We start from the raw sequence: 12,413 nt of genomic DNA on the forward strand, positions 1-12,413 counted from the left end.
GAGTCGGGCGCCCGCTCCCCCTGGACTGCGCCAACAGAGATCGGGGGAGCGGGCGGTCTGTGATGGGCCGGGTGGCCCCCCGGAACGCCCCACCCTTCGCGGTGGGGAGTCCCGGGCCGTCACCCGGTCAGGCGAACAACAGGTTGGCGGCCAACAGGCCGGTGAGGAGTCCGGCGGTCATCCCCACGAGCGGAGCCAAGCCGGCCGGCCCCTCTCCGGACTGGAGCCCCTCGTAGGTGTCCGCGAGGTAGATGGACACCATCACGGCGGCGGTGATGCCGCCCACCGTGAGGGTGCGCGGCCAGTCGATGTCCATGGCGGGTATCACTCTCCGTCGATGTGTGCGGGGGAGGTGTCCCAGGGCAGAGACGCTCTCGCCCCACCCGCCCGTAGGCCCGGTGGAGACCGGTTGGAGGGGGTGGGACGCGGCAGCGTCCCAGCCTGGGACACGCAGTTCAGAAGGCGTCCCAGGAGCCTGGGACGATGAGGGGACGCTGCTGGGACGTCCCAGCAGCGTCCCCGGGGTGGGACGGTGGGCGCGTCCCAGGTGGGACGCACCCACCGATCACAGAGCGTCGCGAACTTCGGCCGGCACCTGGACGTCTCCGAGCTGGATTCCCGCGGCCACCCGGTCCAAGTCCTGGCGCCGGTAACCGCGCTTCTTCGGGGAATCGGTCCCGGGGTGCATCCGGAACGTGGCGTCCACCGGAGGCAGCCCGAGGAGGGACATCAGCTCCCGGATACGAGCACCCGGCAACCGGGTGGTCTCCTCCAGCACGGAGTAATGCACGCCCTTGTCGGTGGACTGTTCCAGCGCCACCGCCAGGAGCCGGGGCACTTGGCCACCCTCAGGCGGGGTGAGGCCCTGGAGGCCGCGCACGATCTCGGCGAACCCGTCGTCGGAATCGCGAGCGGCCCGCATTCGGCGGTTGCGGTCCTCCAACTCCCGTTTCTTGGCGCGTGCCTTCTCCACCGCCCCGCCCAGGTCCATCTCCTCCAGGCGCTGCACCGGCCGGTCACTGCCGGCGGTGTCGGGGACCGGAGCGGACGGTGCTGGTGTGGTCGGGGCGGCCGGAGGTTTGGTGCCCAACCATCCGGCGGCGTGCGCCCGGTCCCATCGACGCAGGTAGGTGTCGCGGGCGGTGTTGATCGTGACCTCATCGAGGACCGGGCGGCGCTCATCGGTCTCGATCGCGACCTTGCTGGAGTCGGTGGGCTTGACCAGAAGCCCTTTGAAGATGCGGGGGGCGTGCGCGGGGTCGGCTTGAGCCAACCCGTAGCCGGCCTCGGGCATCTCGTCAGCCTTGGGCAGCCCGCGGCTGTAGCCGTACATGTGGTTGAGCTCGGTTTCCTCGTTGACCCGCATGGCCGTGCGGACGCCGGCCTGTGCCAGCAGCGGCTTGGGCAACTGCTCCCCGCCGGCCGAGATCGCACGTAGCGCACAGGTCAGGGGCCGGATCGACACCGCCCGAGAGCGGTTGGACAGTTCCACGAGCTTGTCCTTGATCTTGCGGGGCAGGTCGGCGGCCTCATCGGTGATCAGCTCGATGTGCGGAATCGCCGGGCTGGAAGGGACCTTGTCGTCGTTGACCTCGGCCATCAGGTCCGCGTACCCGGCGCTACGGGTCGCGATGGCGCCGATCAGGAAGTCGAGCAGTAGCAGTGCTTCCTTGGGGGTGGTGGCCACCCAGTCGATGGCGGGCTTGGTAGACGTGCCCTCCAGCCACGGCCGCAGGAACGGCAGGAACGCCTTGCCGCCGTTGAAGTCGATGCCCATGACCAAGGTGTCGGTGCACCGCAGCAACTGGCGCATGACCAGTGAGAGGTGCGCGGACTTGCCCGACCCGGTGGCGCCCACCAGCGCCATCGACTTCCACTTCAGTGGAAGCTTGACGTAGGAGCCGTCGCGGTGCATGCCCACCGGGAGCGGATCGTAGATGGACAGCGGCGAGAAGTCATCACCGGCCGGGATGTCGCCCTCCAGGGCGTCCACTTGGGAGACCAAAAGCAGGACTCGGCGCCGGGAGCCGTGGGAGGTGACCTCGATCCCGCAGGCGTCCGGCAGGTCCGCGTCCGAGGCCAGGTCTTCGGCCCGCTGGCGGATGGTCTTCCACGAGGAAGAACCGGCCGGCAACTCCAGCACGATCGACATCCCGGTCTGGCGTTCCTCCCCGGGGTTGTCGGGGTCGGGCATCATCCACTCGGCGATGTCGGTCACCCGCACCCCCGGGCGGGGGATGCGACAGATCCGGTTGATCCTGCTCTCCCATTTCCCCGCCAGACCAGCCCGGACCTTGATCCGCTCCTCAGCGGAGGCCCGGTCTTCGGCCGCGATCTCGAAGGACTTCGAGGCGGGCTGGAGGAGCGCGGCGGCGATGGTGCCCACCCCCAGAGCGGTCATCGCGGTGAAGTCCCAGGGGGTGCCGGCGGCCAGCGTCCAGGAGCACCAACCGGTGTAACCGATCCACCGGGCCGGCCGATACAACCGGGGCAGCCACGGGGCCTTGGAGGTGGCCGACCGGCTGAAGGAGGCGGTGGCTCCGATCGCACCGACCGCCAGAGGGGCCCCGGCGGCCAAAGCGACTTCGGGCAGTGACCCGACCGAGGCCACCGCCAGGGCGGCGGAGGCGGCGTTGACCGCACCCAGGAACGGTCCCTGCTCGTGAGACCACCGGCGCTTGTGTGCTTCCAGGTCGGCCTTGGTCTTGCGCTTCTTCTTCGGGGGCGTGGTGGGCGCGGCCATGTCTCCTCCAGGAGGTGGTCAGGGGTCAGGCAGAAGGGGCGGGACCCGCGCGGGTCCCGCCCCTTTCGGCGGTGCCGTGATGTGCTTGGTCAGAGTCAGTGCTGTTGGGAGACGTCCCACTTCTCTTCGCCCCGACGCGGGTTCTCCAGCCGCTCCAGTTCCACCTCGTGGGCGGCCCGGAACAGACCGGGCATCTCGTCAGCGACCTGGGAGGCGCCGCGTGCGGCGTCCTCGATCGTGCCGAAGAACTCCAGCACGCTCCCGTCGAGGGGCTGTTCGTCTTCGGCGGTGGTGGCCATGTCCTTGAGCCCGTCCGCGATGATCCCCAGTACCGGGCCCAGCTCCTTCAGCCCCTGTTCGTAGGTGAGCATCCCGACCTGGGACCCACCCAGCAGGGCCAGAGCCGCCTTCATCTCTTCGGCCGCGTCCTTGACTCTCTGAACCTCGGGTGCCAACGGTGCTTCTCCTTCTCCAGTGGTGAGCGCCAGAAGCGTGCGTCCGGCGATGGTGAGCGGCCCGGCGTCCCCCGGGGTGGGGGCGGCGGTGCCGATAATGCGCCCGACCAGCGGGGGGCGGGGCGTGTTCTTCTTCTTGCCGGCACCCAGGGCGCCGATCGCGGCGGCGGCAGCGGTGAGCTGCCAGCCTTTGAGCCGGCCGTAGCGAGGGTCGGAGGCCCGGCCCCGCAGGCCGTCCCAGAGGCGGGACCACCAGTCCGAGAACGAGGTTCCCCACCCCCGGACCCGCAGCGCCCACTTGCGTTTGCGCAGGTAGTCGCCCAGGCGTTGGGAGTGCGAACGGATCCGCACTCGGGCACGGCTCGCCATCCGACGAGTGCGGACCCGGCTCTTGTGCCAGCCCTTGCGGGCCCGCACCCGGGCGCGGTGTGCGCGCGGGTGCTCCCAGCCCCGGCGCACCGCCCGGCGGATCGGGCCCCGACCCGATCCGGTCGGGATGGCCGGATCGGTGATGGCGGTGGAACGGCCCCGGGCGCGGCGTGCGCTACGCCCTGCGGCCCCACCACCGAACAGCCCACCACCGGTGGCTCTACGGCCCGGGGAGCGTCTGGAGGAGCCGGCCGAACGGCTGCCGGCCGCACCGCCGAACAGGCCCCCGCCCCGACCGGTGGCGGAGCGCCCCGAACGGGAAGCACCCGAACCGAGCAACCCACCACCGGAGCCGGCACCGGAGGAGCGGGTGCCGGCCCGGGAGGCGCCGGAACCGAACAGGCCCCGGCCCCCGCCCCGACCGGAGGATCCCGAGGAACCGAAAGCCCCGCGCCCGGCGCTGCGGGCGCTACGGCCACCGGCACCGGCCAGAGTGCCAGAGCCGGCCCGCGAGGAGCGGTGCCGACCCCCGCCCGGTCCGGGGCCGGCACCGCGGCCACCGGAGCGGCCGGACGCGGTACCCGAGCGGGCCGAACGACCGGCGCGACCCCCACCCAGGGCGGGGGAGCCGAAGAACTGGCCCCGACCACCAGCAGCATTACGCCCGGCACCGGTGGTGCCTGCGGTGGTGTTCTTCTTGTTCTGGTGGTGGCGGATCCCGTAGGCCACCCCGGCCACCGTGGCGATGCCGGCGGCGGCCACCAGCCCGGCCGGGCCGGCAGCGGCGTACAGGCCCGACCCGGCGGTGGCCAGAGTCGAGGCGCCGGTCTCCAGCAGCGGCGGTAGCGGCGGCGGACCATCCGCGTCGTGCTCGTGCTCCTGATCGTGATGCTCCCCGTCCGGTTCGGTGTCCGGTGGGGAGGGTTCGGCTGGAAGAGGGGCCGCGTCGGGCACCTCCTGGCGGTCATCGGTGACGGTCACGTCAACCTCCTCAGTTAGAACAAGTTGCTGATGGTGGGGGTCAGGGCGGTCGCGAACCGGCCCAGGGCGTCAGCCCCGCCGGTCACCAGCCCGAACGCTCCGGAGATGAGCCCGGCCACGGACTCAGGAGCGCGGAAGAACCACAGGACAACGGCACCGATCAGGCCCCAGGTGATGATCTGGGCCAGGCATCCACGGAGCATCAGGGATCTCCTTGCAGGTCGAACAGCGCGGGCTGCGCCACGGGTACGGGGATGGTGTCGGGGTGTTCGCTAGCCAGGTGTTCGTCGACCTGGTCGCGGGCGAGCGGGTGGGTGCGCACGATGTCGCCTGCCCATCCGCAGGTGCACAGCGGCCGGTGCAGGGTCCACTGAGGGACCGGCACCGGCCGGATCGTGGTGCGGTGGCCCATCAGGCGGCCACCGCCATCAGGTCCTCGAACTCGGCCACCAGGGACTCAGAGGCCGCGCACCCGAACGAGGGCGGGCACATCCGGTCGTTGCCGGTGGGCAGGTAGAAGTCCCAGATCCGGTCGCACTCGGTGCAGGTGTGCCGTGCCAGGTGCGCGCGAAGAAGGGCGCGCTCTTGGGCCAAGGTCAAGGGACGGACCGGCCGGGCCAGCGAGGGCCGGTACAGGTTCGCGGTGCGTACCCCGGCCACGTTCCCGGCCCTGCGTGAGGCCCACATCAGTTGGGCCACCACCTCCAGACCCGCGATGCTCAATCCCTGCTCGCGAAGTTGAGCCTTGGTGCCCAGGTCGGTGTCGAAGTGCTTGGACCATCCCCACGGGTAGGTGGGGATGCCGAAGCGGGTGCCGGTCGGGTCGAGGAAGCGGGTCGGGGAAGCGGCCACGTGCTCTCCTTTCTGAGTTGTCGGTGGGGTGGCGGTTCCGGGCGGGCGTGGCTCGCGGGCTCGAAGGCCGCGCGTCTGCCGGCCGCGCTCGGGATGCCGGAGTAGTGCGCAGAGCCCCCGCGCCATGGGCGGCGCGGGGACTCTGGGCGCCCGCCGGAGCGAGGCACCGCCACCCCTGACGGAGAAGGCCGTCAGGGGTGGCGGATCATCATCAGGAGTCGTTGACCTTGTTGGGGTCGAAGGCGCTGTAGCTGTCGTGCCACAGGGCCGTGCGGTGGGTGCGGATGGTGTCGCGCGACTTCCGCGTCAGCTTGTGGAGCTGGCGGTTGGAGATGTCCCGGCCGTAGGCGTGAATGGCCAGCATGATCTCCCAGCGGGTGCCCTCCAGGTCCGGGTAAAGCCCCAGAACATCCGGGGTGGCCGGGGTCTCCGTCATTCCCTGGCGGTCACTCTCGTCAGGGGTGGCGGCCCCTTCGTCCACCCCCTGGCGGGCGGCGGTGATCTCCTCCAGCCACGCGGCCGCCCGGTCCCCGATCCCGGTGTCCGCGACCGAGGTGTCCTCGGTGCGGGGGCGGCGTCGTGGAAGCGGGCCGTCAGGGGTGGCGGCCGGGGCGGCCACCTCCTCCTTCTTGTCGTTCTTCTTGGTGGCCGCGTCGATCTTGGCGATGGCCTGACCGATCGTGGCGGCCGCGCTGGTGTTGATCAGGTAGGCCAGACCGGCGAACAGCGCACTGCCGATCGAGCAGGCGGCGCCGACCGGGCCGGACCCGATCGAGGACCCCACGATCGACACCAGCAGCGGGACGGCCACCAGGAACGCGAACAGCTTCTGTGTGGTGTCCTCGATCTCGGCGCCGGCCCGCGCCAGGATGCCGCGCCAGATGATCACCGTGGTCGACAACCCGGTCAGCCCGACCTCTGCGAGGTAGCCCACCGGCACGGGGCCGTCCATGCTGTCCACCAGTTCGGCCATCCCCATCGCGGACCCGATGCTCAGTGCGAGGGATGCGGTCAGGACCACGCGGCCGAACGTGCGCTGGTGGCGGGTCATGTCCAGCACCGTGCGGGCCGGCGACGTGGCCTTGCGAGCCGCGGCGATCGCGCGGTCGATCTCGGCCGTCTCGCCTTCCTTGCGGTCTGCCTCTTCGGCGGCCCGCAGCCGGCGCTGGTGGGTCAGCTCCAGCTCGCGCTCCAGGCGCTGCGCGGTGAGGGTGTCGTACTTGGGGCGGGTCGCCGGGTTGTGCGCGGCCTCCTCCAGGAGCTCCTGCCCCGGGATGGACGCCAGCGTTTTGGCGGCCTGGACTGCTTCCTGTACCTGGGAGGCGTCCACCGTGGCCGGCACGTCGGTCTTCTTGGGCTTGCTCATGGTGTGGGGGTCTCCTTTCAGGCCTGGAAGGCCATGACGATGAGGGCGATGACCACGGCCGGAGCCATGATGAAAAGGCCGAAGGCGGCGATGTGGCGATCCATCAGAAGTCGTCCTCCGTCAGGGTCCGCATCCGGCGGTAGGCGGCTTCGGCGTCGCGGCGGATCTGGGACAGCTCCGAGTCGGTGAACCCGTACCGCCGAAGGAGCACCTCCTCTGAGGAGGTGGCGCTGGAGTGGCTGTAGCGGTAGGGGTTGATCGGGTCGCCGTCGATCGCCCAGTACCAGCTGCTGTTGCCGTCACGCTGGTAGGTCACGGTGACGTCGTAGCTAGCCAGGAGCAGGGCGAGCAGGGCCTGAGCAACCTGCACACGTCCCGGTGAACTCTCGAACCCGGGCCCGTACCAGGCGCCCCCCAACGCGATCTCCGCAACCCGCCGCCGGCGGGTCTCCAGCGTCGCTTCGCGGGAGGTGTCCTCTTCCTCCAGGTCGGTGATCCGGTGCTGGAGGGAGTCGATCTCCTCCAGGAGCGCGGCCTCCCGAGCGGCCGCGGCCTTGCGCTCGATCTGGGCGTTGATTCGGGAGTCCAGCAGCGCGTCACCGGACTGCGCGAGCTGGTCCAGGCGGCGCTTGCCTCGGGCGATCTCGGTGTCGAGCGCCTCTTCCAGGCGGGCGGCGCGGGTGGTGCTCTCGCGCAGCTCGGACTCGCGGGCGGCCAGAGTGGTGTCACAGGTGCGGTGCATCAAGCGGCTCATCGAACGTTCTCCTTCGTGGTGGTCTTCGTTCGGGGGAGGGTGCGCTCGTGAGTGATCAAGAAGAGGCCGCCGGTCAGGTGCATCAACAGCACGACCAGGGCTAAGACCACGAATGCGGCCAAGAGCATCAACAGGAGCGCGATCATCAGCGGGACCAGTTCTCGATGACCTCGGGGGCCACCAATCGGGAGGCGATCTCCGAAAGGCGGTCGTGAAGGATGTCCGCCCCGGCGGTGAGCCGGGCGGCGCGCTCCTCCTCCGTCTCGTCGGACAGGTGGTCGACCCACAGGTATTCGGCTTCGGTGATGTCGAGCGCGGTAAGTGAGGCCGGGGTGATCGAGTCGGGCAGGTCCAGAGTTTCCGGGGCGGCCGGGGGCGGCATGATGGCGGTACGCACTCGTTCTCTCCTTGCAGGTGGGGTGGGTGTGTCAGAGCCCCGCCGGGCGGCATCCCGGCGGGGCTCTTCTGCTGTTTGGGATCTGGTCAGCGGTTCGCGGCGCGGACCGCGATGACCAACAGGACCACGCCAGAGGTGAGCATCGCGGCCAGGGCGATCAGGCCGAACTCAGGGGCGGCCAGCAGGTCGATCATGGGGTTCTCCGTCCGTTGAGTGGTCAGCGGGTGTGTCCCTGGTGACCCCGCTCGCCCCCGGCCTCGCTGAGTCACGGAGATCGGGGGCGGACGGGCACCCCAGGGGTGCGGCGCGGCCATTCCGTACCGCTGGTTGTTCACCAGCCGGCGCACCCTTGTCGGGGTGCCGTGGCCACGTCTTCCCTTCGCCGTCCCTTGTCTGCTCGGGATGGGGTCAGGGCTTGCTCGCTATGTGCCGCAGGGGCTTCTTAAAGCTCGAACGCTCCGAGATTCCACACGGCGGACAGGGCTCTGCCCCGGTCACCGGAGTCCTCTACCGGGCTCCCGCACTGGATCAAGTGGCTTGAGCCAGTGGCGATGACGCCAGTAGAGCATGCTGGCTTAAGCCAGTCAAGCTATTGGCTTGAGCCAGTTGGGTAGACTCCTCTGTATGAGCGAGAACCCGCAGGACAAGAGGCTTCCGAGTAGGCGAATCGCGGACGAAATCAGGGAGGCGATCGCTTCAGGGGAGCTTCCGGCTGGCCACAAGCTGGAGTCGGAGAGGAAGCTGGCGGAGCGCTACAAGAGCGCCCGCAACACCGCCCGGGAGGCCATCCGGCTCCTGGCGGAGGAAGGGCTGGTGGATGTCCAGCACGGCCGCGGGGTCTTCGTGCGCCGGAAGCGCAAGCTGCTCAGGTTCGGCGGGGAGCGCTACTCGAAGCGCCTAAGGGAAGCGACCGGCCTGTCGCCCTACCGTGCCGAACTGGCGAAACAGGGGCTCACACCTCGCGTCGACTGCACTTCGATCGAGAAGGCGACACCTCCCGACCACGTGGCGGAACGCCTCGGGCTGGAGGCCGGCAAGCCCACGGTCGTGCGGCGGGAGAACTGGTATTACGCGAGCGATGACGATTCCGAGTACACGGTCCAGGTAGGAGTCACCTATATCCCCTGGTCGATCGCGGAAGGCAGTGTCCTCGCGACCTCAGCTCAACTGGGCAAGGGGAGTCTGTACGCGCGGTTCGAGGAACTGGGACACCCCATCACCCGAAGCCGAGAAGAGGTCACGGCACGCATGCCGACTCCCGAAGAAGTGCACGGCCTACATCTGCCGGACGGGGTCCCGGTTCTCGATGTTCTCCACACCGGATTCGACCAGGACGGGGTTGCCTTCGAGGTGACGAACTTCGTCATGAGGGCAGACTTCGGGGGACTCGACTACGACATGCCGATTGAGGGATGACATGACGGCCAGAATCCGCCCCCGCACTGAGAACGACCTTCCCGCTTGTGCCGCCGCGCTCCGAGAAGTGCATGCCAAGGACGGCTATCCGGTCGAGGGGGTCGATGATGCCCTGGGGTGGCTCACTCCTCCTGGGCTCACGGCCGCCTGGGTCGCAGAACTGGATGGGAAGGCCGTGGGGCACGTCCTTGTCAGCGAGCCCCACGACGAAGCCGCGGTGATGCTGTGGAAGGAGAAGAGCGACCAGCCGGTCTACGTGTTGGCGCGCTTGTTCGTCACCCCGGCGGCTCGGGGGCACCGGCTCGGGGGGAAGTTGACGGAGGCTGCCATGCAATGGGCACAAGAGCGCGGTCACCGACTGGTTCTCGACGTAATGGAGAAAGACCAGAAGGCGATCCGCCTCTACGAGAATCTCGACTGGGCACGGCTCGCTGCGATTCAGCATGACGTTGCGGGAACTTCTATCCCCGCCCAAGCCTACGTATCACCATCTACCTAGCTATAGGTTCATATTCCGTGGCTTAAAGAGTAGAGATAGTGGGGTCACAGAAAAAAAGTTTGGATCCCCGGGATTGCTGCTTTGTTAACCGAAAAATAGATTGCTAATCAGAGGTTGCGTCTTTCCAGCGGTCTATGATCTCCCTTGCGGAAGTCAATGGAGAACTTTCGTCGTCTTCGTTGAAGTGTGTTAGTGCTTCGCGCAGTAATTGAACTGCCTCCCTGTAGTGTCCTTGGTTTTCTCGGAGGATTCCTAGATTGTAAATAGCGTACCTGTCTCCTGATGCGACTCCTTTTCTGTAGAACTTTTCGGCTTCCTTCCAGCGGTGTTGGGTGTGGAGGATTGTACCTAGTAGTCCTGAGGCTTTCGTGCTCCCGTTTTCAATGGCACGACGATAGAATGCTTCCGCTTCTTTTTTATTACCCTTTTTATCGAACATAAGTCCCAGGTGAAAGAAGGCGGTACTATTTCCTGCAGTGACGGCTTGTTGGTAAAAATCTTCAGCGAGGGCGTAGTCGCCTCGCTCTGCCATGATTGATCCTAGGTTTACTAGGGAATTTGTATTTCCGGCAGCTGCTGCTTTTTTGTACCATTCCTCGGCCTCGTCTATTAAGCCCTTGCTTTGTGCCCAGTAACCCACTCGATTCATGGCCCTTGGCACGCCCTTATGGGCGAGAGGTCCGCAGATTTCCATGACTATTTCATTCTGGCCGGAGTAGTGAGCGTTTATGGCAATCGCCATAAGTTCGTCATGGTTTTCTGTCTGGTTGGCAGCAATCCTCCATACAGCTTTAGGGATAGGGGAAGATGTTGCCTCGATTAGGTAGTCAAAGGCGCGCCAATTTTGATTATTATCACTGGCGGGAAGTAAAAGTCCGCTCGCTCCTAGTCCAGGTTGTTGTGCCCACTCTAGTGCTTCGCTAAATGATTCAGGGCGAAGTACAGCGACGCCTTCTAGGTAGTGCTGGTGCGTTTGCTCGAGCACTTGCCTTGTGACTGCGGAGAGGAGACCTGTCCGTGCTAGATCGACTGCAGAAGCTACGATTGCATGCCCTCTTGGGTGGCCTCCCCGGTGAGTGGACCTGCGAGCCTGAGTCCATTTGCGTAGGAGTTCTGGACCAGCTGCAATATATTCGGCAATACCATGAGTGTTGTGGTAATTTGCAGCCTCTTCTAAGCGGTCGTCTCCTGTCTCTCGAGCTCTGTTAACTTCTTCTAGCGACCAATTTCTCTCAAGCTCGACCCGGGCAAACCTCCTCAGTAGTAGCGATATAGATTCACGCTCGCCATGAGCCGCCTTCCAGTGACCCCCATCTATTGATGAGATTCCCCCCTGTGGAGAACGATAGATATCGGAGAATTCCGAGCGCAGTGTGGCTACAAGGAGAGCCCTGCAATTCTGAAGATCGTCCATTACTTGCTCGTTTAGTCCGCGTTCGCCTAGCCCGAGGAACCGGTGCAAGTCATCCATCCAAATGATGGAAGGGCCCTGGTTTTTCTCTGTGGATATATGCGGGATAATATTATTTATGTCTTGCCCGGGGGTGGGGATGAAAATTAGCGATTCCGGTAATTTTTTCCTGACGGCATGAAGTGCGCTCCGGGTCTTTCCGGAAGTCGAGTCGCCTTCGATTAGTATCGCACCTCCCTGGTCTGCCGATAGGCTAAGTAGGGCCTGCAATTCTACGTCCTTATCTCGCTCGACGTAGGGAGGTAGTGGTGATCCATCAATTCCCCTGCGAGCTGAATGTACTCCTAGCATTCGAGGGTCGGCCTTGAGGGCGGAAATTGGCTTTCCAGGAGGTTGGTTGTTGGTTTTGTTTTCTTTTATTCTTTGGATTGAAACATTGTGGATCGTTTCGGCTTGAATAGAGGTTCCTGATACTTTGCCTCCGATGTTATTGCGCAAGGTGAACTCCTTTCTGATGAACATGCAAGTATGTTCGTTGTCCTTCTTGGTAAAGAGCTTCTCTATTGAGAATTGCAGTCAAATCGTAAGGTTCCTGTGGATCGCTAGGCCACTGGGTACTGATGTAGCTCTTGCAGGGGTCTTTGGTAACGACCTCAGAGACGAGCCGCCATCCATGCTGGCGGAGGCTGTCGAGCTGGCCTACGCGAAGTGCGTACTCGGGCTCCTCGACTCGGTGCTCCCCGAGCTCCACGGAGCCTCCCAGGGGGCTAGAGTATGACTTCTGTCACTCTATGGGAGTTCTCTGTGGGGTGGAGGCTGAACCGGGGGCTGAGGAGACTGTGCGGAGGCTGGTGTTCCTCTTCAGGATCCGCATGTTTCCGCAGATCAGCGTCTGTCGGTGGTCCTGTGCGGAGGCTGCGGAGGCTACTTCTTCTTAGTCTCTAAAAGTGACCGGTGCGCACAACCCCCCACTGGCTAGCCATTGGGGGTGAGGGTCGCTGCGGGGAATACACGTTGAAGTTCCTCGGCGCACTGATAGCGAAGACGTTGCGCCGCAGGTCAGGGCCGGTAGGGCAGTGTGGGGAGCCTGGGACTCATAATCCCTGGGTCGCGGGTTCGAGTCCTGCCCGGCCTACTCCTTCCCAGCATGCAAAAAGCGCTGCCGGCCTG

13 protein-coding genes and 1 tRNA gene are annotated in these 12,413 nt (G+C 65.9%); 3 read left to right on the top strand and 11 right to left on the bottom strand.

Annotated elements, in window-relative coordinates:
• Nucleotides 1-127 precede the first annotated feature (127 nt).
• The 10 genes from ACWGSK_RS13180 to ACWGSK_RS13225 all read right to left on the bottom strand — a co-directional run bounded on the left by ACWGSK_RS13180 (nucleotide 128) and on the right by ACWGSK_RS13225 (nucleotide 7,917).
• The gene (locus tag ACWGSK_RS13180; protein ID WP_452455913.1) at nucleotides 128-316 is read right to left on the bottom strand and encodes a hypothetical protein; all 189 of its coding nucleotides are present in this window, start codon (nucleotides 314-316) and stop codon (nucleotides 128-130) included.
• 249 nt (nucleotides 317-565) lie between these two features.
• Nucleotides 566-2,743, bottom strand: a complete 2,178-nt coding sequence (locus tag ACWGSK_RS13185; RefSeq protein ID WP_452455914.1) for a hypothetical protein — start codon at nucleotides 2,741-2,743, stop codon at nucleotides 566-568.
• Nucleotides 2,744-2,838: 95 nt separating this feature from the next.
• Nucleotides 2,839-4,548: a hypothetical protein gene (locus ACWGSK_RS13190; protein ID WP_452455915.1), complete on the bottom strand. Its 1,710-nt coding sequence runs from the start codon at nucleotides 4,546-4,548 to the stop codon at nucleotides 2,839-2,841.
• Nucleotides 4,549-4,562: 14 nt separating this feature from the next.
• Nucleotides 4,563-4,751, bottom strand: a complete 189-nt coding sequence (locus ACWGSK_RS13195) for a hypothetical protein (protein ID WP_452455916.1) — start codon at nucleotides 4,749-4,751, stop codon at nucleotides 4,563-4,565.
• The gene (locus ACWGSK_RS13200) at nucleotides 4,751-4,933 is read right to left on the bottom strand and encodes a hypothetical protein (RefSeq protein WP_452455917.1); all 183 of its coding nucleotides are present in this window, start codon (nucleotides 4,931-4,933) and stop codon (nucleotides 4,751-4,753) included. Before ACWGSK_RS13200 ends, ACWGSK_RS13195 begins: the two co-directional genes overlap by 1 nt.
• Nucleotides 4,934-4,959: 26 nt before the next feature.
• Nucleotides 4,960-5,400, bottom strand: coding sequence for an RRQRL motif-containing zinc-binding protein (locus ACWGSK_RS13205; RefSeq protein ID WP_452455918.1), 441 nt, complete (start codon nucleotides 5,398-5,400; stop codon nucleotides 4,960-4,962).
• Nucleotides 5,401-5,611: 211 nt separating this feature from the next.
• The gene (locus ACWGSK_RS13210; protein WP_452455919.1) at nucleotides 5,612-6,766 is read right to left on the bottom strand and encodes a hypothetical protein; all 1,155 of its coding nucleotides are present in this window, start codon (nucleotides 6,764-6,766) and stop codon (nucleotides 5,612-5,614) included.
• A gap of 103 nt (nucleotides 6,767-6,869) precedes the next feature.
• Nucleotides 6,870-7,520 carry a hypothetical protein gene (locus tag ACWGSK_RS13215; RefSeq protein WP_452455920.1) on the bottom strand — a complete coding sequence of 217 codons (651 nt, stop codon included), beginning with the start codon at nucleotides 7,518-7,520 and terminating at the stop codon, nucleotides 6,870-6,872.
• A complete protein-coding gene (locus ACWGSK_RS13220) occupies nucleotides 7,517-7,666 on the bottom strand; it encodes a hypothetical protein (protein ID WP_452455921.1) in 150 nt (49 codons plus the stop codon). Before ACWGSK_RS13220 ends, ACWGSK_RS13215 begins: the two co-directional genes overlap by 4 nt.
• The gene (locus ACWGSK_RS13225) at nucleotides 7,666-7,917 is read right to left on the bottom strand and encodes a hypothetical protein (protein WP_452455922.1); all 252 of its coding nucleotides are present in this window, start codon (nucleotides 7,915-7,917) and stop codon (nucleotides 7,666-7,668) included. Before ACWGSK_RS13225 ends, ACWGSK_RS13220 begins: the two co-directional genes overlap by 1 nt.
• 624 nt (nucleotides 7,918-8,541) lie before the next feature.
• On the opposite strand from ACWGSK_RS13225, the gene ACWGSK_RS13230 reads away from it, so the two are divergent.
• Nucleotides 8,542-9,333, top strand: a complete 792-nt coding sequence (locus ACWGSK_RS13230) for a GntR family transcriptional regulator (protein WP_452455923.1) — start codon at nucleotides 8,542-8,544, stop codon at nucleotides 9,331-9,333.
• Nucleotide 9,334: 1 nt separating this feature from the next.
• Nucleotides 9,335-9,832 (top strand): N-acetyltransferase family protein, encoded by a 498-nt coding sequence (locus ACWGSK_RS13235; protein WP_452455924.1) that lies wholly within the window; start codon nucleotides 9,335-9,337, stop codon nucleotides 9,830-9,832.
• Between the two features lie 103 nt (nucleotides 9,833-9,935).
• On the opposite strand, the gene ACWGSK_RS13240 is transcribed toward ACWGSK_RS13235, so the two are convergent.
• Entirely contained in the window at nucleotides 9,936-11,765 is a 1,830-nt protein-coding gene (locus ACWGSK_RS13240; protein ID WP_452455925.1) for a tetratricopeptide repeat protein, read from the bottom strand.
• A 540-nt stretch (nucleotides 11,766-12,305) separates the two neighbouring features.
• On the opposite strand from ACWGSK_RS13240, the gene ACWGSK_RS13245 reads away from it, so the two are divergent.
• Nucleotides 12,306-12,378, top strand: a tRNA-Ile gene (locus ACWGSK_RS13245).
• Nucleotides 12,379-12,413: the final 35 nt, after the last annotated feature.

It is taken from the genome of Nocardiopsis sp. NPDC055551 (assembly GCF_053619415.1).

Bases quoted from the DNA above. Each gene is read 5' to 3' on its own strand.
- ACWGSK_RS13180 (WP_452455913.1), bottom strand. From the start codon at position 316: ATGGACATCGACTGGCCGCGCACCCTCACGGTGGGCGGCATCACCGCC.
- ACWGSK_RS13185 (WP_452455914.1), bottom strand. From the start codon at position 2,743: ATGGCCGCGCCCACCACGCCCCCGAAGAAGAAGCGCAAGACCAAGGCC.
- ACWGSK_RS13195 (WP_452455916.1), bottom strand. From the start codon at position 4,751: ATGCTCCGTGGATGCCTGGCCCAGATCATCACCTGGGGCCTGATCGGT.
- ACWGSK_RS13210 (WP_452455919.1), bottom strand. From the start codon at position 6,766: ATGAGCAAGCCCAAGAAGACCGACGTGCCGGCCACGGTGGACGCCTCC.
- ACWGSK_RS13215 (WP_452455920.1), bottom strand. From the start codon at position 7,520: ATGAGCCGCTTGATGCACCGCACCTGTGACACCACTCTGGCCGCCCGC.
- ACWGSK_RS13220 (WP_452455921.1), bottom strand. From the start codon at position 7,666: ATGATCGCGCTCCTGTTGATGCTCTTGGCCGCATTCGTGGTCTTAGCC.
- ACWGSK_RS13230 (WP_452455923.1), top strand. From the start codon at position 8,542: ATGAGCGAGAACCCGCAGGACAAGAGGCTTCCGAGTAGGCGAATCGCG.
- ACWGSK_RS13235 (WP_452455924.1), top strand. From the start codon at position 9,335: ATGACGGCCAGAATCCGCCCCCGCACTGAGAACGACCTTCCCGCTTGT.
- ACWGSK_RS13240 (WP_452455925.1), bottom strand. From the start codon at position 11,765: ATGTTCATCAGAAAGGAGTTCACCTTGCGCAATAACATCGGAGGCAAA.